The organism is Aquabacterium sp. (assembly GCF_030652515.1).
Taxonomy (GTDB): domain Bacteria; phylum Pseudomonadota; class Gammaproteobacteria; order Burkholderiales; family Burkholderiaceae_C; genus Aquabacterium.
The window spans coordinates 1-22,587 of the sequence record NZ_JAUSAR010000081.1; the positions used below are offsets into that span (position 1 = coordinate 1).

Consider the following 22,587-nt stretch of genomic DNA (forward strand, 5'->3'; position numbering starts at 1 on the left):
GGCACTCCGATTGGCGATATTCTTGGAAGGCGGGCCATTATCTATTTTGTATATTGGTCAGAAGGTGTTTATAAATATAGCACAATATTTAATTTGTACCTGACCCCGGTTATTCATCACAGCACCCAAATCGACAGCGACTGGTGATGCCCCGACAAGACCGTCCCGGTCAGGTCATCGAAACGTTTGTCACAGGTCTTGCATTGGTAGCGTTGGCAAACGCGTTGCGGGCTGTCGTAGCCACGCCGGATCGTGCTGCCGCTGCCGCAATGCGGGCAGGTGACACCATCAGCCCAACGCAACTGCCGGATGGTGGCATAACATTGGGCTTCACTGACCAGTTGTTTGATAGTTATGATTGAGGTTTCCATCCGCACATTTTATCAAAAGACCCAGGAACCCATATAGAGCCTTTATTTTTTATACTAGCCTGGAAAATTTTAAGGTCGTAAACCCGGCATAGCCGGGTATGTCGGACACCTGCTGTTCGTGCCCACGCGAAACAAACCCTTCATGTAAACGGTGGGCAAAACCGCCTCCCTACTCTACGTGGCTGGTCATAAAACAATTTACGATGCTCTGTCCTGTCGCGTTCGGTACCAGATTGATTCAAGTCCGTTAGCAGCGAACCTAGCAGTTGCTGGTATTTGACGTCTTGGAGTGGCGGTTCGGCTTGAGAGTCTCGGGAAATACTCATGGAAATCTCCTAGAAAAACGGCAGTTAAAATGCTCGTTTGGAGCATCACCGTGCTTTAAAATATTTGGGTAGCACCCTGGAAAGTCATCTGAGTTTTGGATACATTCGCAGTCGCCTATGCTATTATTAACGGACTAAAGTTTATCATTCGTCGCAAAACATGCTATTCATCATGGGGTTGATTTTAAATGTTTGATAATGAAGATTTAATTTTTAAGGTTGTGGTTAATCACGAAGAGCAGTATTCAATATGGCCCCAGGACCGTGAGCTTCCATTAGGATGGAAGGAAGAGGGGATGCAAGGGAGTAAGCAGGCGTGCCTGGATCATATTGAAACCGTATGGACTGATATGCGACCGTTAAGCCTGAGGCAGTTGATGGATAAATGACGGGGAGCTATTCGCATCAGTCTAGGATTGATGTCATGCTTCGATACTAATACAGTCCAAGTTGCTTTGGTGAAAGAATAAGCTGATATGTTAGATCTTATCAACCGTTACAGTCATGGCTTTGTCACTTTCCCTATCATACATGTCTTGCGTGGACAAGGCGTGTTCGATACCCTAAAAAATCAATATCCTATTGATTTTGATTCATTAATGAGGATACACCAGGCATCCGGCCAGTTAAAGGTGGCGTTAAGGCTGCTGGTCTCATTAAATATCCTGGATTTCGAGGGCGCTTATAGACCGGGGCAGCGCTTTGCTTGGGTGGCGAAGACACCTGAAAATATCGGGCAGTTATTGACGCTGACATTTCCTGATTGTCTGGAAACCCCGCAGACACAACAATCCCTGGATTATTGGCTGGCGCAATCAGCGCTGCACTGGTCGGTGGATGACAGCATGCTGGCTGATTATCTGGATGGTTTGTTGCTGTTGCCGTTATTATGCCATGCCAAGACGCAGGCATCCGGGGCGCGCAGTTTTGCCGAAACCTTCAGTTTTTTACCCGATACCAAAAACCTGGCCAGTCTTTTTGCGGCGAAAGCCTGGGTGGCTTATCAGGCCGGGCAACCGGTGTTCACGCCGGCGGGTGAGCATTTGTTAGAGCGGATTTTTATCGCCGCCACAGTCTACTCTTATCGGCCCATGTTTCTGGGCATGCACGAACTGATTTTTGGCGATGGCGCAACGGTTTTTACCCGTGACGAAGAAGGGCATGAACATCATCTGGATCGTTTGCTGAATGTCCAAGCCAGCGGTTTTCAGCATGAGCGTTATTTCAATGACTGCCAGGACATTATCGCCGATATTTTTAATCGCCTGCCATTGGCAACCCAGCCCGATTTTATTGCCGATATGGGCTGTGGCGACGGCACGTTACTAAAGCGCATTTATCAGCATATTGTCGCCCATACCTTGCGGGGCAAGGCGCTGGATCGCTATCCGCTCACACTGGTCGGCGCTGACTTTAATGGTAAAGCCTTAGAGGCGACCCGTCGCACCCTGACTGAAGCTGAAATCCCGTTTGTCACGATAGCGGCGGATATCGGTGATCCTGTCCGGTTTTTGGCCGATTTGGCGGCGGCAGGCATCCATGATGCCGATAAAATTCTGCACGTGCGTTCCTTTCTGGATCATGATCGGCCATTTATCCCGCCCAAGCAGTTGGCTCGGCTTAAGCAGCGTGGGGCGGGTAGGGAGCATGGGGTTTATGTCGATGGCAACGGCCAATTGATCCCCGCGAACGAGGCTTATCAAAGCTTGGTTGAACATCTGGGGCGCTGGGCGAGCATTTTCGGCAATAGCGGGGCGATGTTGCTGGAAGTGCATAGCATGGCGCCGCATGTGGTTTCCCGTTATTTGGACCAGTCTGAGAATCTGCATTTTGATGCCTACCATGCTTTTTCCGGCCAATTATTGGCAGATGCCGATGAGTTTATGTACGCCGCCGCTGAAAACGGCTTGTTTCCGCGCCTGGAATTCGCGAGGCATTACCCGGCTACATTAGCCTTTTGCCGTATCACGATAAACTGGTTTGAAAAGCGGCCTTATTGTTTGCGACCGGCGTTCATCGAGGATTTGCCGTCCTTAGTGGCGTTGGATGCAGCTTGTTGGCCCGCGTCTTTGATCGCGGGTGCTGCGGTATTGCAAGCCCGTCTGGAACGCTATCCGCAAGGGCAATGGGTCATAGAACAACAGGGCGAGATTATCGGCGCGGTCTATACGCAACGTATCCGCGATGAAGCCGAACTGGATGATACCGATTTTTATCGCCTACCGGCATTGCATGACAATGACGGCGCCATCTTGCAGTTGCTGGGTTTCAACATAAATCCGAGCTTCCAGCATCTGGGTTTGGGCGACCAAATACTGGATTTTTTGCTTTATAACCTCTCGCTGGACGGCCATACCCGGAAAGTGGTCGGTGTCAGCCGTTGCAAGCACTTTGTGGATCATCCTAGCCTCGACATGGCGCAATATCTGCAACAATGTCGCACTACCGGGCAGTGGGATACCGTGCTGCATTTTCATGTGCACCACGGTGCCGAAGTGGTCAAGCCCTTGGCCAATTATTGGTCGGCCGATGTCGATAATCTGGGTTATGGCGTGTTGATACGTTACACCTTGGCGGCGCAGCAAGGCGGATCGCATACACTGGACCTAGAGCAGCCTGTGGCCGATCCGGTAGCGCTACGGAACATCATTGACGACGCGATAATGACGGTTTTAGGCCCGCGCAGAAAACAACGCTTTGTCGGAAACCGGGCATTGATGGAATTGGGTTTGGATTCTTTAGACTTACTGGAGCTGCGTAGCCAATTGAACCGCCGCTTAGGGGTAAACCTGGAGCCGATGTTTTTTTTCTCTTATGGCAATGCCGAAGCGATCAGCGCTTATTTTGCTAACGCTGGCAAAGCCATTCCGGCAACCGGACAGCAGCCCTCGCAGCTTGCCGCGACAGGCCCGCAGCCAACTACTGCCGAGGCGGGCACGCCGCCAAACGATAGCCTGTCGGATATTGCCATTATCGGCGTCGCTTGTCGGCTGCCCGGAGGCATAGACACGCCTGAACGCTTTTGGGAGGTATTGGTGTCAGGTGTGGACAGTATTACAGCGATACCGGCGGAACGTTGTGGATTACAAGCTTGTGCCGAATATGCCGGCCAGGGTTTCGGGGGCTATGTAAGCGGCGTGGAACAGTTCGATGCCGATTTTTTTAAACTCTCCCCGCGTGAGGCCCGGTTAATAGACCCGCAACATCGCTTGTTACTGGAAACGGCCTGGGAAGCGTTGGAACGGGCCGGATTAAATCCTGGGCAGCAACCGCATACCGGTGTCTTTGTCGGCTTGTTTGCCCATGATTATGAACTGCTTGCCGCAACGCTTAACCCCGACAAAGATTTTGATGTTTATCATGCCATCGGTAATTCAGCGGCTATGGCAGCCGGGCGCTTGGCTTATTTCTTCGGATTCGACGGCCCTGCGATCAGTATTGACACAGCCTGTTCGTCTTCGCTGGTCGCCGTGCAACTGGCTTGTGAAAGCCTGTTGCGTGGGGATAGCAACATCGCGCTGGCGGGCGGCGTTAACTTAATATTAACGCCTGATTTAAGTGCTGCGTTTTCCAAAAGCGGCATGTTAGCCGAAGACGGGCATTGCAAAACTTTTGCCGCCGATGCGGATGGTTATGTGCGTAGCGAAGGTTGCGGTCTGGTGGTGTTAAAACCGTTGCAACAGGCGTTAAAGGATAGCGACCCGATACTGGCGGTCATTAAAGGCGGGGCGGTTAACCAGGATGGCGCGAGCAACGGCATCACCGCGCCGAACGGTCTGGCCCAGCAGGCCGTGATGAGGCGGGCGTTAACGCTCGCCCAAGTCAACGCCGCCGATGTTTCAGTATTGGAAGCTCATGGCACCGGGACGCCGTTGGGCGATCCGGTTGAGATTGAAGCGGTGGCCGAAGTTTATGGTGCTGGCCGCAAGCAATCCAATCCCTTAGTGGTCAGTTCGGTAAAGACCGCTATCGGCCATACCGAATCGGCAGCCGGTATCGCCGGACTCATCAAGTTGACGCTGGCGCTACAACACCGGTACATCCCGCCGCATCTGCATGCCAAGCAACTGAACCCACGCCTTCCGCTGGCAAAAATTCCGGCGCTTATCCCCACGATGGGCATGGTTTGGCAGACGGATGCGGACATGCCGCGTATCGCCGCTATCAGCGCTTTTGGTTTTAGCGGCACCAATGCCCACATGATAGTCGCAGAAGCTCCGCCACTGTGGCATCGGCAAACGCCAGCCCAGCCTTGCGTCTTGACGTTGTCGGCGGACAGCGCGGCAGCTTTGACGGCATTAGTCGCCCGTTATAACAACCATATACAAACCGGGCCAAACCAGGCTTTATGGGATATGGCCGCCAGCGCGGCCTTAGGACGCAAGCATTTTAGCTACCGTTTGGCCTTTGCAGGCGTTGATACGGCTGCAATAGTCCGGCAGTTGGACGATTATTTACAACAGCGGGAAGATCTGCATCCGATAACGCCTGTAGGCCGCACCGTGTTCTTGTTTACCGGCCAGGGCGCCCAATATCTGGCGATGGGGCGTGAGCTGTACCGTAACCATGCGTATTTCAGGCAGGTGTTTGATGAGTGTTCGTCATTGTTTGCACCACACCTGGGTCTTTCGGTAACGGAAGCGCTGTTTGACGGCCAATGCAGCGATGCGGCGTTGGCGCAAACCGGTTTGACGCAAGCCGCATTGTTTACACTGGAATACGCGCTCGCCAAACTGTGGCAGGCCTGGGGGGTTAATCCCGACGTATTGGTGGGCCATAGCATAGGCGAATACGCCGCCGCTTGCCTTGCCGGTATTTTTAACCTGGAACAGGCCGTCAAGCTGGTGGCAATGCGCGGACAACTGATGCAGGCGTTGGCGGCTGACGGCAAAATGGCGGCGGTCAATGGCAACGCCCGGCAATTGGCGGCGGTGTTAAGCAGGCATCCGGGCGTGGTTGTCGCCTGTTTTAATGCGCCGGAACGCCATGTCATTTCAGGCTTGGCAATAGACGTCGATGCGGCGTTGGACGCGTTGGCGGCGGAAGGGCTTAGCGTCAGTGCCTTAAACGTGTCGCACGCGTTCCATTCGCCGTTAATGACGGCGATGTTGGCGGATTTCAGGCAAAGTCTGCAAGAATGCGTTTTTAACAAGCCCGCTATCCGCATTATTTCAACATTGACCGGGCGCTGGGTTGATGATGAGATGTCCGGGGTCGATTATTGGCTGGAGCAAATTGTCCGGCCGGTAGACTTTACCGCAGCGGTGGGCACGCTGTTTTCAGTGCCGGTCGCAAACACGGTTATATTGGAAATAGGGCCCAGGACGGTTTTGAACAATCTGGCGCGGTTGTCAGGGCAAGAGACAGATACCCTATGGTTACCGGCGATAGATCGCGGCATTAACGATAACCAGCGCATAGCGGATAATCTTGCCCAGCTTTATTGCGCGGGCATTTCAATCAACTGGCAAGACGTTTACGGACAACAGCCGTTCAATAAAGTCATGCTGCCGACTTATCCTTTTCAACGCCAACGCTATTGGCTGGATGAGGTGTATGCCAACAAAGCGCATAGGCAAACTATCGGTGACCTACATCCGCTGCTGGGATCGCACATTCCGTCGCCGATGGTAGAACAATACCAACAGACTATCCGCCAAGACGCACCGGCCTGGTTAGCGGGGCATGTCGTCAATGGCGGCGTGCTGTTCCCGTTGTCCGGATTTGTCGAAATGGCGCTGGCCGCAGCCGGACAACACAGTGAATTGGCCGAAGTAATGGTTAGCAAGGCCTGCCAGTTGGATGCCTGCCCCGTATTGTTGCACACCGTGTTACAGGATCAGGCCATAGGGATACACAGTTTAAGCGGCGAAAACTGGCAGCAACATTTTAGTTGTGTCGTGCGGCCTTTGGCACAACAGTCGGGGCAACTGGCGTTACCGGACTTATGCGGACGACTAAATCCCGTCCATATCGGCGATTTTTATCAACGCAATGCCGTGCGTGGCTACCAGTTTGACCGCGACTTCCTCAGTCTGGACAGTCTGCATCGTGATGGCCATGAGGCGGTAGCGCTGGCTCGGCATACCGACCGCGACCCGCGTTACCGATTGCATCCGGTATTGCTGGATGGCGTGTTGCAAACAGCGTTGGCGTTTATTCCCGATGCGGCCGACGATTGTTATGTCCCGTTCACAGCCACCCGTGTCGCCTTATGGGGCCGCGCCGACGGCAGCTTATGGGGCCATGCGACGTTATGGGAGCAGCACCGCGATACCTTTATCGTCGACTTGGCCCTTTATGACGCACAGCTTCAAGCCATAGGCTGTATCGAAGGCTTATTATTTAAACGTTTGGCCAAAAAAGCGGAAACCACCCGGTTAAGCGTAGACCAGTTGTTATATCAGGTGGCATGGCAGGCTCAGGCGCTGCCCTATTCCGGCGAGCAGTTGTTGGCATTATTGCGGGAAAGCCTGGATGAAACGCTGGCGTTTCAAGCCATACAGGGCTCTGCCGGGCGATTGGACCAACTGGCTATCGCTTACCTATGTCAGGGCTTGCACACCTTGGGCTGCCGTGAACAACAGATTTTTGCCAGCGTCCAAGACTTGATGGCCCAGCTGGGTATTGATACCCGTTTTGGGAGGCTGATGCAGCGTATCGTGGCCTTATTGGCGGAAGCAGGGCTGGCACGAACAAACGCGGTCGGTGTTGCCATCGGCGCCCTAGCGTCAGCTTGTCAGGCCGGCAGCTTGCTGGCGCAATTGCGGCAGGATTATCCCGCGTTAAAATCTGAAACAGACTTATTGCAACGCTGCGGCGCTAAGCTTGCCGAGATCTGGCGCGGCGATATTGCGCCGTTAAGCCTGATTTTTCCGGCGGATAATCCGGAGGCAACCACGTATTTTTATCGGCATGCCTTGTCGTTTGCCGCATTAAATGTTGCGCTGGGCGATGCGTTGGCCTTATTGCGGGACGCGTATCCGGCACATCAGACTTGTCGCATACTCGAAATAGGGGCCGGTACCGGTTCGGCCAGCAGCGTCGTGCTGCCCAGGCTGGTCAATAAACCCTGCCGCTACACGTTCACCGATGTGTCCAGTTACTTCCTCGGACAGGCAAAGCTTAGCTTTGGCGGTTATGGTTTTATCGACTACCGCCTGTTGGACATTGGACAGCCAACGCTAGCACAAGGCTATGCAGCACATAGCTATGACATTATTATCGCCTCGAACGTCTTGCATGCGATACCCGACCTTAGCCGGGCATTGCAGCATTGCCGGGAGCTATTGGCTCCGGGCGGCAAGCTGGTGTTGATGGAAGGCGTACAGGCCACGCCGTGGATAGATACGATCTTCGGTCTGACGGAAGGTTGGTGGGCATACGATGACGGCTTGCGGCAAGACTACCCGCTGTTGACGGCGACGCAATGGCGGCAAGGCTTGGCGGCACAGGGTCTGGACGCGCAGTGTTTGGTGCTGGGGCATCAGGATGCGCCATTCAAGCAGGCCTTGATGATTGCCGGTGTTGCCGCCCCGCAAACGCCGAAAATCTGGCTGGTCATGGATGACGGCCGCGGTATTGCCGACAGCATTATTAAAGCGTTGGCGGCGGATGGCAGCCAGTGCCTAGTGGTTATTGCCGGACCGCAATTTCAGCAACTGGATGCACGGCGCTATCAGCTCAACCCTGATAACGCCGATGATTACCGCCGTTTATTGGAAAGCATGGGTAAAGACATATCTGGCATAACGGTCGTCAATTGCTGGCCTTTGTCTTTGCCCGAATTGCCCGGTATGTCAACTGTGCAGCTGGTCGAACGGACGCGTTTTTTGTGTTGCCATGGGCTTTATCTGATGCAGGCGCTGCTAGCCAGTGGACGGCGCAAACTGAAAGTGTTCCATGTCACGCAAGGCACCCAAGCTGTCCGTAGCGATGATCGCGTGCAGGCTCCTGAAGCGGCGGTGTTGTGGGGTATGAATAAAGTCGTTGGCTTGGAACATCCCGAATTAAATGCGGCGGTTGTCGATCTGGATCGCGATGAAGCCAGTCTTGCGGCGTTTGTCCGGTCTTTGCAACAGCAGGATGACGAGCCGCAATTGGTGTTTCGGAACGGTCAGCGCTTTGTCGCCCGTTATGACAGGCTGGCAGCACGCCCGTCAGACGATATGAACCGTGTCTGGTCGGCAACCGATAAAGGTTCAGTGGACGCTTTACAGATCAGCGAAATACCGCGCCAGCCGGTTGCGCCAGGGCAGATAGAAATTCGCGTGCAATACGCGGGGCTGAATTTTATCGATGTCATGGATGTGTTGGGCCTGCTGCCGTTCGGGCGTGCCGGTTTTGGCATGGAGTGCGTCGGTACCGTGGTTAACGTCGGTGCAGGTGTGGGGCAGTTTAGCGTTGGGCAGCCGGTATTGGCGCTCGCGGAAGGGGCGCTGGCGAATTTTGTCGCGGTGGATGCCCGCTTGGCGGCGCCATTGCCGCAAGCATTGTCGGCTGACGCCGCCGTAACAGTGCCGGTCGCCTTTTTAACGGCGGCATATGCTTTGGAAGACATTGCCGGCATCCGTACAGGACAGCGCGTGCTGATTCATGCCGCGACAGGCGGCACCGGTATGGCGGCGGTACAAATAGCGCTGGCGGCCGGTGCTGACGTCTATGCGACAGCCAGCAAGGCAAAATGGCCGCTGTTACAGGGCACAGGCGTTAAAGCCATCATGGATTCGCGCGACTTGGCTTTTGTCGGTGACGTTAACAAGCTTACTGGTGGGCAAGGTGTCGATATCGTATTTAATAGTCTGACGGGCGATTTTATTGCCGCCGGATTATCCTTGCTCAAGCCGGGCGGCTGTTTTATCGAAATAGGCAAGCGCGGGCTGTTGACGACAGAACAGGCGGCAAAACTGGCTCCGGGTATCCAATATAAGCCGGTCGACATACGTGAGCTGTCGCAGACCCGGCCCGATAAAATCCACAGCCTGTTAAACTCGATCCTGGCGCGTATCGCCGGCGGGCAGTTGGCTGCATTACCGCAGACGTGCTATGGTTGGACGCAAATGAAGGCGGCTTTTCGCTTCATGCAGCAAGCCAAGCATACCGGAAAAATCATCCTGCAAAACAACCTGGGGCAGCGCGATAACGCTGTTTGCCATGCCGACGCCAGCTATTTGATTACGGGAGGGCTGAAAGGCCTGGGTTTATTCACGGCACGCTGGTTGGTCGAGCAAGGGGCGCAACATATCATATTACTCGGCAGATCGGCCCTGGCGGCTGAGTACCAAACCGAGCTGGATGCGCTCAAGGCGTTGACGAAGGATGTGCAAATCGTGGTCGCGGATGTCAACGATGCCGACGCCATGCAAGCGCTATTTGAACGTATCCGGCTATCGCCTTACCCGCTGAAAGGCATCATTCATTCGGTGGGCGTGCTTGATGACAGCGCATTCATGCAGCAGTCCTGGGAACGTTTCGAACCCGTGCTGATGCCGAAACTGGCCGGTGCCTGGCGGTTGCACCAATTAAGCCTGGGCGACCGGCTGGATTTCTTTGTGCTGTACTCGTCGGTGGCGGCACTGTTGGGCAGCGCCGGCCAAGCCAACCATGCCGCCGCCAATGCGTTTCTGGATGCGTTCGCGCATTACCGCAGAGGGCAGGGTTTACCGGCGCAAAGTATCAATTGGTGTGGCTGGTCAGACATAGGGTCGGCTGCGGCGCGTCAGCTTAGCGATAAAATTCGCAAAGGCATGGCCGCCATCACGCCTGAAACCGGTGCCCTGGTCTTGGCGCAGGCGTTGGCGCGTAACGATGCCCAGCTGGGGGTGACGCCGATAAACTGGGACGTGTTTTTGCAGGATGCGGGCATGCCGGCATTTTTTGAACGGTTGGCCGACCACGCACATGCACGTTCAGGTGAGGGCATGGCGGCTCCAGCGATACCCTGGGAACAGGGGCCAGCCCTGTTGCAAGCCGGTGCGCCTGAGCGGGCAGGCCAGATTAAAGGCCTTGTTGTCAGCGAGTTGGCGACCGTGCTCGGCATGGAAGTCAATCAATTGAATCGGCTGGCCCAGCGCAAGTCCGGTTTTTTTGAATTAGGCCTGGATTCGTTGACATCGGTGGAGTTTAAAAATCGTCTGAACCGAGGCTTGGGGTTGTCGATATCAACGGCTGCTATTTTTGATTACCCAAACCTGACGGCTTTGAGCGAATATCTGTTATCGTTGCTGGCTAACGATGTGGATCTTGAACCTGAGATTATCCCGCCGGATCCGGAAGAACTGGATGATCTGTCTATTGAGCAGGCCGCGTTATTATTGGCTAAGGAATTGGAGGCCTGAGCCCGGAACATATGCGATGCGTATCCTGCCACTTGTGTATAAAAACGAACGTTGTTGGATGAATTCCCGCGTGGAGCGTGGGAACTATAAAATACTTTTAAGAGATTAACTGGCTATGTCTAGCAATGATGCCATCGATTATCAGAGCTTGGTTAAAAATTCGCTGAAGGAAATCCGTAAACTCAAAGCGCGTATTGCCGAGCTGGAGCAACAACCGGTAGCCGAACCGATTGCCGTAATCGGTATGGCCTGCTCATTTCCGCAACAAAATCCACACACGCCTCCCAGCCTGGAAGCCTTCTGGCAGTTGCTGGCTAGCGGCGGCGATGCGGTGCGCGAAGCGTCCGAGCAGCGCTTCAACCGCGCCCAACTGTATAGTCCGGATCCCGATGCAGACGGTAAAATGCTGAGCATGCGCGGCGGTTTTTTGGATGACATAGACCAGTTTGCCGCCGATTTCTTTTTTATTTCGCCGCGTGAAGCGGACAGCATGGACCCGCAACAGCGGCTATTGCTGGAAACCCATTGGCGCGCCTTGGAACAGGCCGGCATTCCGGCGGCGGCATTGATGGACAGTTCAACGGGCTTGTTCGCAGGGCTATGCGGCAACGATTATTATCATTTACTGGCCAGCCGTGCTTTAGAAAGCATAGACAGCTACATGGCTTCCGGCACGGCACACAGCACCGCTGTCGGGCGTCTGGCCTTCTTTTTTGGGACTAAAGGGCCGGCTGTCGCCGTCGATACGGCGTGCTCCTCTTCGCTGGTGGCCTTGCATCTGGCTTGCCGGAGTTTGCGCGAGGGCGAATGCGGACTGGCGCTGGCTAGCGGCGTCAATGCCTTGTTGTCGCCGGAAACCAGCATCAATTTTTCCAGGGCCGGCATGTTATCGCCGGACGGTTGTTGTAAAACCTTCGACGATGCCGCCAATGGCTATGTGCGCGGCGAAGGTTGCGGTGTGGTCGTATTGAAACGTCTGGCCGATGCGCTGCGGGACGGCGACAATATCCTGGCTGTGATCAAGGGTTCCGCCGTCAATCAGGACGGTCGCAGCAGCGGCTTAACCGCACCGAACGGCCCGGCACAACGCGCAGTGATTCATCAAGCCTTGCAGTCCGCCGGTTTAAATGCCGGACAAGTCAGTTATGTGGAAGCGCACGGCACCGGCACCCGCCTAGGCGACCCGATTGAAATTGAAGCCTTGCAGGATGCCTATGGCAGGCACAGGCATTCGTCGGCATTATCCATCGGTTCGGTCAAAAGCAATATCGCGCATCTGGAAGGGGCTGCGGGTATTGCAGGCTTTATCAAAACCGTGTTGATGTTGCAGCAGCGTAAGATTCCCAAGCAACTGCATTACCATACGCCCAACCGCCATGTGGACTGGTCGGCGATGAACCTGGAGATCAACAAACAGCTGCGTGACTGGTCGGTTCCCGAAGGTGAAACCCGCATTGCCGGCGTCAGTTCATTCGGTTTCGGCGGGACGAACGCCCATGTCCTGGTTGCTGAAGCCCCGCCACAGCAGCCGCGCGTCCGGCCCATGCAGCGTGGTGGCGGGCTGTTGACGTTGTCCGCCCGCAACCCGCAGGAATTGCAAGCGTTAAAACAATCTTACAGCGACTATCTGCACGCGCATGCCGATACGGAAGTCGCCGATTTTTGCTATACCGTTAATGCCCGCAGGGATCATTTCCAGCAGCGTTTGGCCTTCCCCTGTACATCGCTGGAACAGCTTAAACGGTCATTACAGCAGGATTCCGTCTCCCATGCCGCCGATTCCGATTTGCGTTTGGCGCTGTTGTTCACCGGACAGGGCGCATTTAATGGCGCGGTCTATCATTTTGCCGATGCCCATCCGCTATTTGCCCAAGAACTCGCAGCCTGCGAGCACGCGTTCCAGCAGCGCTTGGGTGTGCCGTTATCGGCAACCTTGTTTACGGCACAGGGCGCTTTGCGCTTATCGGACACGCGCTATGCCCAGCCTGCGTTGTTTTGTATGCAATATGCGCTGGCCAAAGCCTGGCAGGCTTTAGGCGTCAAGGCCGAATGCCTGATCGGGCATAGCGTAGGCGAATATGCGGCGGCCTGCCTCGCCAAGGTGTTCAATTTTGCCGATGCGCTGGAGCTGGTTAGCCTGCGCGGACGCTTGATTAGCGAAATGACGGCAGCGGCGGGCATGATGGCGATATTGGCAGATGCGGCTACGGTCAGCCGTGTGTTGCAGGATACCGGCAGCACACTGGGTATTGCCGCCTGCAATGGCTGGTCGAACACCGTGGTTTCGGGCGCTCACCACGAATTAAAACGTTGCAGGGATTATCTGGATAAGCAGGGCCTGGCTTATGCGCCGCTGGCCGTGGACAGGGCTTTCCATTCCTGTTTGATGGAGCCGGTGTTGGCTGAGTTTGCCGAAGCGGCGCGGCGCATAGTTTATCGCCACCCAGAAATCAGCATCATATCCACGAAAACCGGTCGTTTGGCTGGCCTGGACATGGCGAACGCCGATTACTGGGTGGAACAGATACGGCAGCCGGTTTTGTTTACCCAGGCGCTGGCTGGCTTGGCTGACCTGGGCATCACTAATGCCCTGGAAATAGGCCCGCAAGACGTCTTGGCCAAAATGGTTAACCGCGAACAAAAATACGGGCACACATCGGTAACGGCCATACCTACGCTGGGCGGGGCGGGCAACAGCGGGCAGGATGTTTTGGAAGCCTTGGCCGGGCTTTATCAACGAGGTGTCGAAATTGATTGGGCGGCCTATTATCAAGGGTTCGTCGCCGCCACCGTCCCGCTGCCCGGCTATCCTTTCCCGCGACAAACTTACTGGTATAAAGCCAGCCCCAGAGTCCGCCGTAACGATGCCCATGATGCCGGTTTGAACCATCCTTTTTTGACCGGCCCGATAGAGCCGGCAACTGAAGCGGGCAAGCTCATTTACAGTGCCGTATTAAGCGCCCGGCATGCCGATTTTCATGAAGACCATCGTTATCAGGGCAGGATTTTTTTACCGGCGGCGTATTATCTGGAATTAGTCGTTGCCGCCGTGGGTTTGCCTTGCCAATTGACCGGGCTGGCTTATCTGGCGCCCTTGTTTTTGGATGCCGATCATGAAACAGACGTGCAACTGATTCTGACACCTGACGGTGAAGGTTACCATTGTGCTGTCTATAGCCGGTCACTAGGGCAGGAATCACGCTGGCTTAGCCATTTTACCGCGCAGGTTGCCAAACAAGCGGCTGTGCCGACTGCGGCTACAGCGCCGGGCGTGTCGGGCGATGCGCTGGATATAGACGCTTTCTACCAGGCTATGGCGGCGCGGGGCATTAGCTTTGGTCCAGCCTATCGCCTTATCACCGCTTTACAGAAACAGGGGGATACGGCGCAGGCAACCATAGCTTTAGCACCGGCTGCCAAGGCTTACCGCCTTTATCCGCCGATGCTGGATGCCTGCTTTCAGGTTGCCGGTGCGTTGCTGCCCGAAGGCTGCACGGCGACTTATTTGCAAACAGGTCAGGCGTCCTTTTATAGCCACCGTGCGATTGGCGACGGGCCGTTAACGGTATATGCCAGTTTGCGTTCGGACAACCCGGCAGAGCTATTGTTGTTTGATATGGACATACTGACGGCGCAGCAGGCGGTCGTCGCACAAGTAAAAGGCCTGTGCCTGAAAAAAGCGCCCAATCCTGTCGTCACGCCTGCCGACGGCTGGTTTTATCACACCCAGTGGCAAGCCATGGCGGATATGGGCCGGGATGCTGCAAAAACCAGTGCTTGGCTGGCTCGCGTTGCCGTTAATCCCGAATCCTTTTGGCAAGCAGCAAGCGTTGTTGATGATGGCGGCGGCGATGTCTTGTTTGAACTGGAAAATCAAGCCTTGACGTTCGTCATTAAGGCATTGTTGGCGTTAGGATGGAATTATGCGCCGCATGACCATTTCAGCACCGGGCAATGCCGTGAGCGCTTGGGCATACTACCCCGCTACCAAAAATTATTGCACCGATGTTTGACGGCATTGGGTGCTGCGGGTTATCTGGCGCCTGGTTTAGGGCAATGGCGGGTGGTCGCCGCGTTGCCGGCACTGCCGATGGCATCCGCTGCCAGTACCACGATAGAAATGCGATTGCTGACGCAATGCGGACAGGATTTGGCGGCTGTGTTGACGGGTGCCTGCGATTTTTTAACGCTGCTGTTTCCAGCCGATGGCAAACTGTCCGCAGCAACCCTATACCGTCAGGCGGCCGGTTTTAAGGCGCTTAACGATAGCGCCGCGCAAATTTTAACAGACTGGCTGGCTAACACGCCGCAAGGCCGTAGGCTCAGGATACTGGAAATCGGCGCCGGTACAGGCGGGACGACCCGGGCTTTATTGCCGCTGTTAACGGCAAACAGGGTTGAGTACGTTTATACTGACCTTTCCGCCGCTTTTTTTGCCCAGGCTGAAACCGATTTCGCGGCATACCCGTTTGTCCGCTACCAAACGCTGGATATTAGCCGCGACCCGAAAACACAAGGTTTTAGTCTCGGCGATTTCGATTGGGTTATTGCCGCCAATGCAATACATGCCACCGCCGATTTGACGGTAAGCTTGGCGCATATCCGCCAACTGTTGTCGCCGTCTGGCGTGTTAATGCTGCTGGAAGGCCTGGAGCCGCAATTATGGGTGGATCTGGTGTTCGGCCTGACCCCTGGCTGGTGGGCGTATACCGATGACAGGTTGCAGCAGGGCTATCCTTTATTGTCCGCTCCGGCTTGGCAACAAACCTTGCGTAAGGCCGGATTCGACGAAGCGGCCTTTATCATCCCCGACCTGGCCGCTACGGAACGCTTGTGCCGACAAAGTATTATGCTGACGCGTCCGCTACTTCGGGAAAGCCCGGTCTGCTGGTTGATCTTGCAGGATAAGCAGGGTGTCGCCGACCGGTTTGCGGCGTTGCTGCGCGAGCAAGGCGACGATTATCTGCTGGTTAGCCACGGCGACACGTACAGCATTACCGATAACGGCGTATTGACGGCAAACCCTATGCAGCCCGAGGATTTTGACAGCGTGCTTAGCCATTGGCAGGGTTATGCCAATACCAGCGAACGCGCCGTGATTAATTTCTGGGCGCTGGATGCCAAGCTGACGGCGGACAATGAGGGCAGCGCGGCGCAGAAGTCTATCAATACGGTTTGCGCCGCTGTGTTGCATCTGGTGCAAGCGCTAGGCGCGACAGAACTTACCGCGTTTGTCTCCATCACGCAAGGCTCGCAGGCCATAGGCCGCGAAGGTACGCGGTATCCGGCAATGGCGGCGTTATGGGGGCTGGGGCGCGTGGTCGCCCGTGAATACCCGCAATTTAACAGCCGCTTAGTGGATTTTGACCCTGATACAGGCATCGACGAGCAGGCATTAATCCGTTTAAGTCGTATCCGGAACGTTGACGAAGAACAGATCGCATTACGCCATCAGTCATGGCATGCGCCCCGCTTGAGCCCGTTGCGGATCCACGCTAAGCCGCTGAACATCAGGTCTGACGGCGTCTATCTGGTGAGCGGCGCGTTCGGCGGCATGGGGCTGAAACTGGTGCAATGGTTGCTGGAGCAGGGCGCTAAACATTTGCTGCTGATTGCCAGGAGCGCACCGTCAGATGATGTCAGGCTATGGTTGTCCCAGGCGCAAACCGACGGCGCCAGGATAGCGGTCGAGGCGGTTGATGTCAGCGATTACCTTAGCCTGAAGCAGGCGGTGCAAAAACATGTGGCGCACGACAAGCCGTTAGCGGGGATGTTTCACACGGCCGGCGTATTCGCCGATAGCTTGTTGCAGGATTATGACTGGCGCGTGTTCAGCGCCGTGTTTCCGGCCAAGGTGCAGGGTTCATGGAATTTACACCGGCTCAGTATGGAGTTGAAGCTGGAACTGGACCATTTCGTATTATTTTCATCGGCGGCATCTATCCTGGCGGTGGCCGGATTAGCCAATTATGTGGCGGCGAACGCCTTTGTCGATGCCTTGGCGGCTTATCGGCAACACTTAAATCTGCCGGCTATCAGCATCAACTGGGGCGTCTGGGCAGACACCGGCATGGCTAGTGCCGTGGCCGATACGCGGCGGCGGCAATGGCGGGCAATGGGGGTTGCGGCGCTGCCTCCGGAAGACGCGCTGGCGGCGATGGCGCTGGCGATGATGTCGGCCGAACCTGTGGTGGCGATTATGGCTCTCGACTTTAACCGGTTTGTCATGCAGCAGGATGCCGGTCTGGCGCAACATTATTATGAACGGGTCCTCGACACCAAGCTGCCCGATAAAACCCTGTTCGTGGCGGAACAAGGGGCTAGCGGATCGTTAGTACAACAGTTGCGGGATAACCCCAAACAGCAGGCGGAGTTGTTGCAACGGCATATCAGCGCTACCGTCGCGTCGGTGTTGGGCATGGCGGCTGACGTGGATCCCAAACGCGGTTTTTTTGAATTAGGTATCGATTCGTTGACATCGCTGGAACTGCGTAACCGCTTGCAGCGGGAATTGGGTTGCACGCTGGAGGCGACGCTAACATTCAAATACCCGTCGGTGTCTGCATTGACGACCTATTTGCTGGCGATGCTGTCGGGCTTGCCGGCACTTGCGCCGGTCAGTGCGGAACAGCAAGACAACACCGCATTTAAGGACATGTCAGAACAGAGTTTAAGCCGTTTACTCGATGAACAATTGGCAGAAATTGATCGGCTATTGGCGCAGGAAGATTCGTGACAGACAATATTAACGAGCAATTAAAGCGTGCTTATCTTACGCTGGATAAGCTTAAACAGCGCTTGACCGAGCAGGACAACAAGGCATCCGAGCCGATTGCCATCGTGGGCATAGGTTGCCGATTTCCTGGCGGCGTGGATTCGCCGGAAGATTTTTGGCAATTATTAAGCCAGGGCAAAGATGGTATTTGCGAAGTGCCGCGCCACCGCTGGGATATTGGGCAATTTTATAGCGACCAGCCCGGTGCGCCCGGCAAAATGACGATGCGCGAGGCCGCATTTATCGGCGATCCGGGCTATTTCGACGCCGATTTTTTCGGCATCTCGCCGCGCGAGGCCAAGAGCATGGATCCCCAGCAACGCTTATTGCTGGAAGTATGCCGGGAAGCATTGGAAAACGCCAATATCGTGCCCGAAACCTTGCAAGGCAGCGATACCGGCATGTTTTTAGGCATAGGCCAGAATGATTACGGCTTGCTGCAATTATATGCCGACGATTACCAACGTATTAATACCTACGACGGCAGCGGCAACGGCTTTTGTTTTGCAGCGGGCCGGTTGTCTTATGTGTTCGGTTGGCAAGGTCCTTGTCTTGCTGTAGACACGGCGTGTTCTTCATCCTTGGTTGCGCTGCATCTGGCCTGCCAGAGCTTGCGTGGCGGCGAGTGTAAAACTGCGGTCGTCGCTGGCGTGCAATTGATGCTGACCCCGAATGTCGCGTTGTTCTTGTCGCGGGTCGGCGCGTTGGCTGCCGACGGTCGCAGCAAAAGCTTCGATGCCGCAGCAGACGGTTATGGGCGCGGCGAGGGTTGCGGCGCGGTAGTGCTCAAACGTTTGGGCGACGCGCAACGGGACGGCGATGACATCGTGGCGGTGATACGCGGATCTGCGGTCAATCATGACGGCCCCGGTAGCGGCTTAACCGTACCGAACGGTCTGGCGCAACAGCAACTGATAGCCAAGGCTTTACGCAATGCCCGGGTCCAGGCGCAGCAAGTGGGGTTCGTCGAAGCCCACGGTACCGGCACCGTGTTGGGCGACCCGATAGAAGCGGAAGCGCTAGGCGCGGCTTATAATGAAGGGCGCGCGCCGGATAACCCCTTATATATCGGTTCGGTAAAAACCAATGTTGGCCATCTGGAGGCGGCGGCCGGGATAGCCAGCCTGATTAAAGCGGCATTGGCTTTACAGCATGGTCAGATTCCGGCCAATGTCGGCTTTAAAACGCCTAACCCGTATATCCCCTGGCAGCGCTTTAACCTGAAAGTGCCGACGACATTGACCGACTGGCAAACAGCCGGTGGTCCACGTTATGCGGGCGTCAGTTCATTCGGCATGAGCGGTACGAATGCACATGTGATTATGGAACAGGCCGGGCTAAGCCAGGATATCGCAGCCATTAATGCAACCGGCCCTTATTTGTTGGCGGTATCGGCGAAAACAGATGCCGCGTTGCAAACCCTATGCTTGCAATACGCCGAAGCTTTAGAACGCTTGACGGACAGCCAAACCGCCGATTTTTGTTTTACCGCGAATACCTGTAGAGCGCATTTTGCCCGCCGTGTGGCGTTGCTTGCGCTTGACCGCGACGGGTTGGTCCGGCAGTTGCGAGATGCCGCCGAGCTTAAGGCCTTTGGCGGGGCTTCCGGGTGGAAAAAACCGAAGCTGGCGTTTTTGTTTACCGGACAAGGCTCGCAAGCCCCCGCCATGGGGCGAAGATTATATGAAACCGAGGCCGTGTTCAGGGCGGCTGTCGATCAGTGCGACACCCTGAGTACAGGGCTGTTGCCGGTTTCGGTCAAATCCTTATTATGCGATACGCATGACGACACGGTGCAGAAAACCCACGCCCAGCCTGCAATATTCACCTTGCAGTACGCGCTGCTGCGTTTATGGGACAGTTGGGGCGTCAAAGCGGATTTTGTGCTGGGGCATAGCATCGGCGAATATGCCGCTGCTTGCCATGCCGGCGTGTTTTCACTAGCCGACGGCTTGCGGTTGATTTGCGCGCGTAGCCGTTGCATCAATGCGGATGCTTTGCCCGGCGGCATGGCGGCTGTCGCGGCAAGTGCGGAGCGCGTGCAAGACTTGCTTGCGGAGTATGCCGGGCGCGTCGTAATTGCGGCGCATAACGCGCCTCAAAGTTGCGTTGTTTCGGGCGTGCAGCCTGCTTTGGCGGCAGTTGTCGCAATGCTGGAGCAGGCCGGTCTGGTTACGACAGCGTTGAATGTCGCGCAGGGTTTCCATTCACCGGCTATGGAGCCGGTGTTACCGGCATTTGCCGACGCCGCTGCGGAGATTGATTATCGGCAGCCGGAGCTGATAATGGTCTCAACACTGACCGGTCAGGTTGTTGGCGAAGACATAGCCTGCGCCGATTATTGGTCGCGGCATATCCGCCAGCCCGTGCTGTTTTATCCGGCGATTACGCAGTTGCTGGCTACGGGCGCGGAAATCATGCTGGAAATCGGCGCAAGGCCGGTATTGTCCGGTCTGGGTAAGCAAATTGATAACGCCATCGGACAGGGCGCGGCAAAACGTTGGTTGCCCAGCCTGGTCGGCAAAACGGACAGCCGCTATGAGTTGCTGCAAACCGTCGCCGAGCTGTATACGGCTGGAGTAGACCTTGATTGGCAAACCCTTGGCGGTAGCGCCAACAGGATGCAGTTGCCGGTTTATCCTTGGCAACGCGATTATTACTGGGTTGATGCGGCAGAACAGGCTAAAGATAAGCCTGTGGCCAGTTCCTCGGTCTTGCAGGCCTTGGCGGATGGCGACACCGATGCTCTGTTGCAACAATTATGGGCGCATAAGCCGCCGGATGCCGGTGCACAAAAGCAGGCGCTGGAACTATTGCAAGCCCTGACTGCCCTGCATCAAGCCGAATTGCAGCGGCATCGTCGGCAAGCGTGCAGTTACCGTATAGACTGGCAGCCCTATCAGTTAACGGAAGCACCGGTCCGGGCTTGCCGCTTGGTAGTCGCAGACCGGCAAGGCCGCGCCGCCGCCATCGCGCAACATTGGACGGATGATACCGTTGTGTTGATCAGCCCCGGAGCAGGCTACGAAAACCTAGGCCCAAAGCACTACCGGCTTCGCTTGGATAATGAGGCCGACTGGTTGCGCTGTTTTGCCGAAATGCCCGCCGAATGCTTTAACCGTATTCATTCGTGCATACATTTCAGTTTTTGCGATATTTCGATCAGCGATGGCCTGACCGATGTTAGCCATGCCTTGGCTGGTGTGGCGACTTTGTGCCGGGTCTTGCATGCTAAAGGCTGTCAACTGCCAGTCTGGCTAGTCACCGAAAATGCCCAGGCCGTTAAGCGCGACGATAGTGTTTCAGGATGGTTAAGCGCCGCGGCTTGGGGATTGGGACGGGTGCTGGCCTTGGAATGGCCTGCGTATTTTGCCGGACTGCTGGACATGGCCAGCGCATCCGCGCATCAGCAAACCAGGCTTGTCGCCGATCTGCTGGCGACGGCGCCACTAGGCGGGCAGCTGGCCGTCCGCGCGGACGGCTGTTATATCGCGAGTTTGGTGGAAAACCCGTTAACTTATGAGCAAACAGCGCCGCTGCATCAGCACGGCGATTACCTGGTGACCGGTGGTTTAGGCGGGCTGGGCCTGGTTGTTGCCGAATGGCTGGCAGCCAATAAAGCCGGGCGGATCTGGCTGGTTTCGCGGCGGCCTGCCCATGGCCCGGCGTTACAGGCTATCGGGCAATTACGCGAACAGGGTTGTGATATCCGTTGTGTGCAAGCCGATATTAGCGATGCCGGGGCGGTGGCAGGGTTAATAGCCCAGATTGGCCGGCAAGGCGGCTTGCTGAAAGGCGTGATACATGCGGCGGGCGTGTTGCAGGATGCGCGCCTGGAAAGCCTGGATGCGGCGGCCTTCAATACCGTGTTAGCGGCCAAGGCGCAGGGGGCTTGGCTATTGCATCAGGCAACCGCCCAGCTGGATTTGGATTTTTTTGTGCTGTTTTCGTCGGCGGCTTCGGTGTTCGGTTCTATTGGACAAGGCGCATACGCGGCGGCCAATGCGGCTATGGATAGCCTGGCGCATTACCGGAAAAATCTGGGTTTGCCTGCGTTGACCATCAATTGGGGGGCGTGGGCGGATGCGGGCATGGTCGCCGCGCTAAGCGTAGCGGCGCAACGGCGTATGCAGGCGAACGGGATTGTCGCGATGCCTAAAGCTACGGGCAGCCAATTGCTGGCCTGCGCCATGGCAGGCTCCAGTACCCAACAACTCATGATAGATATGGATTGGGCGGTTTTTAAGCGGACTTTTTCGGCGGCGGCGACGTGCGCATTTTGGGCGGCAGTCGGTGGCCCGGACCCTTACGTATCAGCACCTGCCCAGCAGACTACCGATATTAAACCGGCTATCGCCGGGTTGGATAAGCAAGACGCTTATCGGTACGTCAGCGATCAAATAGAACAGCGGGTTAAACAGGTTTTATATATGCCCGTCGAGAAAACGCTGGACAGTTACCAGGGGTTTTTCGATATGGGCCTGGATTCCATCACGGTAGTGGAATTGCGCTTGGCCCTGGAACGGCAATTTGCCTGTGCTTTACCGGCAACCTTATTGTTTGATTGTCCGAATATCCATGATGTGGCGGAATTCTTGCTGCAACAGCTTGCAGGAGAACAGATGCAGGCAGGGGAAGTCGCAGCCGTTGACATACCTATAGATGCCACAACCATACACCAGTATTCGGAGCAGGAACTGGATAAACTGATTAGCGAGAAACTAAAAATGCTGTAGGCGCGCCGTGCGCGCCATTGCTGAGTACCGGCAAATCCTTTG

General features: G+C 55.7%; 5 protein-coding genes. 4 read left to right on the forward strand and 1 reads right to left on the reverse strand.

What is annotated here, in order from left to right:
- Nucleotides 1-116: 116 nt before the first annotated feature.
- A complete protein-coding gene (locus tag Q7V20_RS10595; protein ID WP_370652452.1) occupies nucleotides 117-371 on the reverse strand; it encodes a transposase in 255 nt (84 codons plus the stop codon).
- A 514-nt stretch (nucleotides 372-885) separates the two neighbouring features.
- Here Q7V20_RS10595 and Q7V20_RS10600 point away from each other — a divergent pair.
- The 4 genes from Q7V20_RS10600 to Q7V20_RS10615 all read left to right on the forward strand — a co-directional run bounded on the left by Q7V20_RS10600 (nucleotide 886) and on the right by Q7V20_RS10615 (nucleotide 22,545).
- On the forward strand, nucleotides 886-1,086 hold the full coding sequence (locus Q7V20_RS10600; protein ID WP_304790370.1) for an MbtH family protein: 201 nt from the start codon (nucleotides 886-888) through the stop codon (nucleotides 1,084-1,086).
- A gap of 162 nt (nucleotides 1,087-1,248) precedes the next feature.
- Nucleotides 1,249-11,034, forward strand: coding sequence for a type I polyketide synthase (locus Q7V20_RS10605; RefSeq protein WP_304790373.1), 9,786 nt, complete (start codon nucleotides 1,249-1,251; stop codon nucleotides 11,032-11,034).
- A gap of 115 nt (nucleotides 11,035-11,149) precedes the next feature.
- A complete protein-coding gene (locus Q7V20_RS10610) occupies nucleotides 11,150-17,770 on the forward strand; it encodes a type I polyketide synthase (RefSeq protein WP_304790376.1) in 6,621 nt (2,206 codons plus the stop codon).
- Complete coding sequence (locus Q7V20_RS10615) at nucleotides 17,767-22,545, forward strand: type I polyketide synthase (protein WP_304790378.1); 4,779 nt, start codon at nucleotides 17,767-17,769, stop codon at nucleotides 22,543-22,545. The genes Q7V20_RS10610 and Q7V20_RS10615 overlap by 4 nt, the downstream gene beginning before the upstream one ends.
- Nucleotides 22,546-22,587: the final 42 nt, after the last annotated feature.

What these genes read in the sequence shown, in the direction of transcription:
- Q7V20_RS10595 (WP_370652452.1), bottom strand. Translation starts at nt 371, where the DNA reads ATGGAAACCTCAATCATAACTATCAAACAACTGGTCAGTGAAGCCCAA.
- Q7V20_RS10600 (WP_304790370.1), top strand. Translation starts at nt 886, where the DNA reads ATGTTTGATAATGAAGATTTAATTTTTAAGGTTGTGGTTAATCACGAA.
- Q7V20_RS10610 (WP_304790376.1), top strand. Translation starts at nt 11,150, where the DNA reads ATGTCTAGCAATGATGCCATCGATTATCAGAGCTTGGTTAAAAATTCG.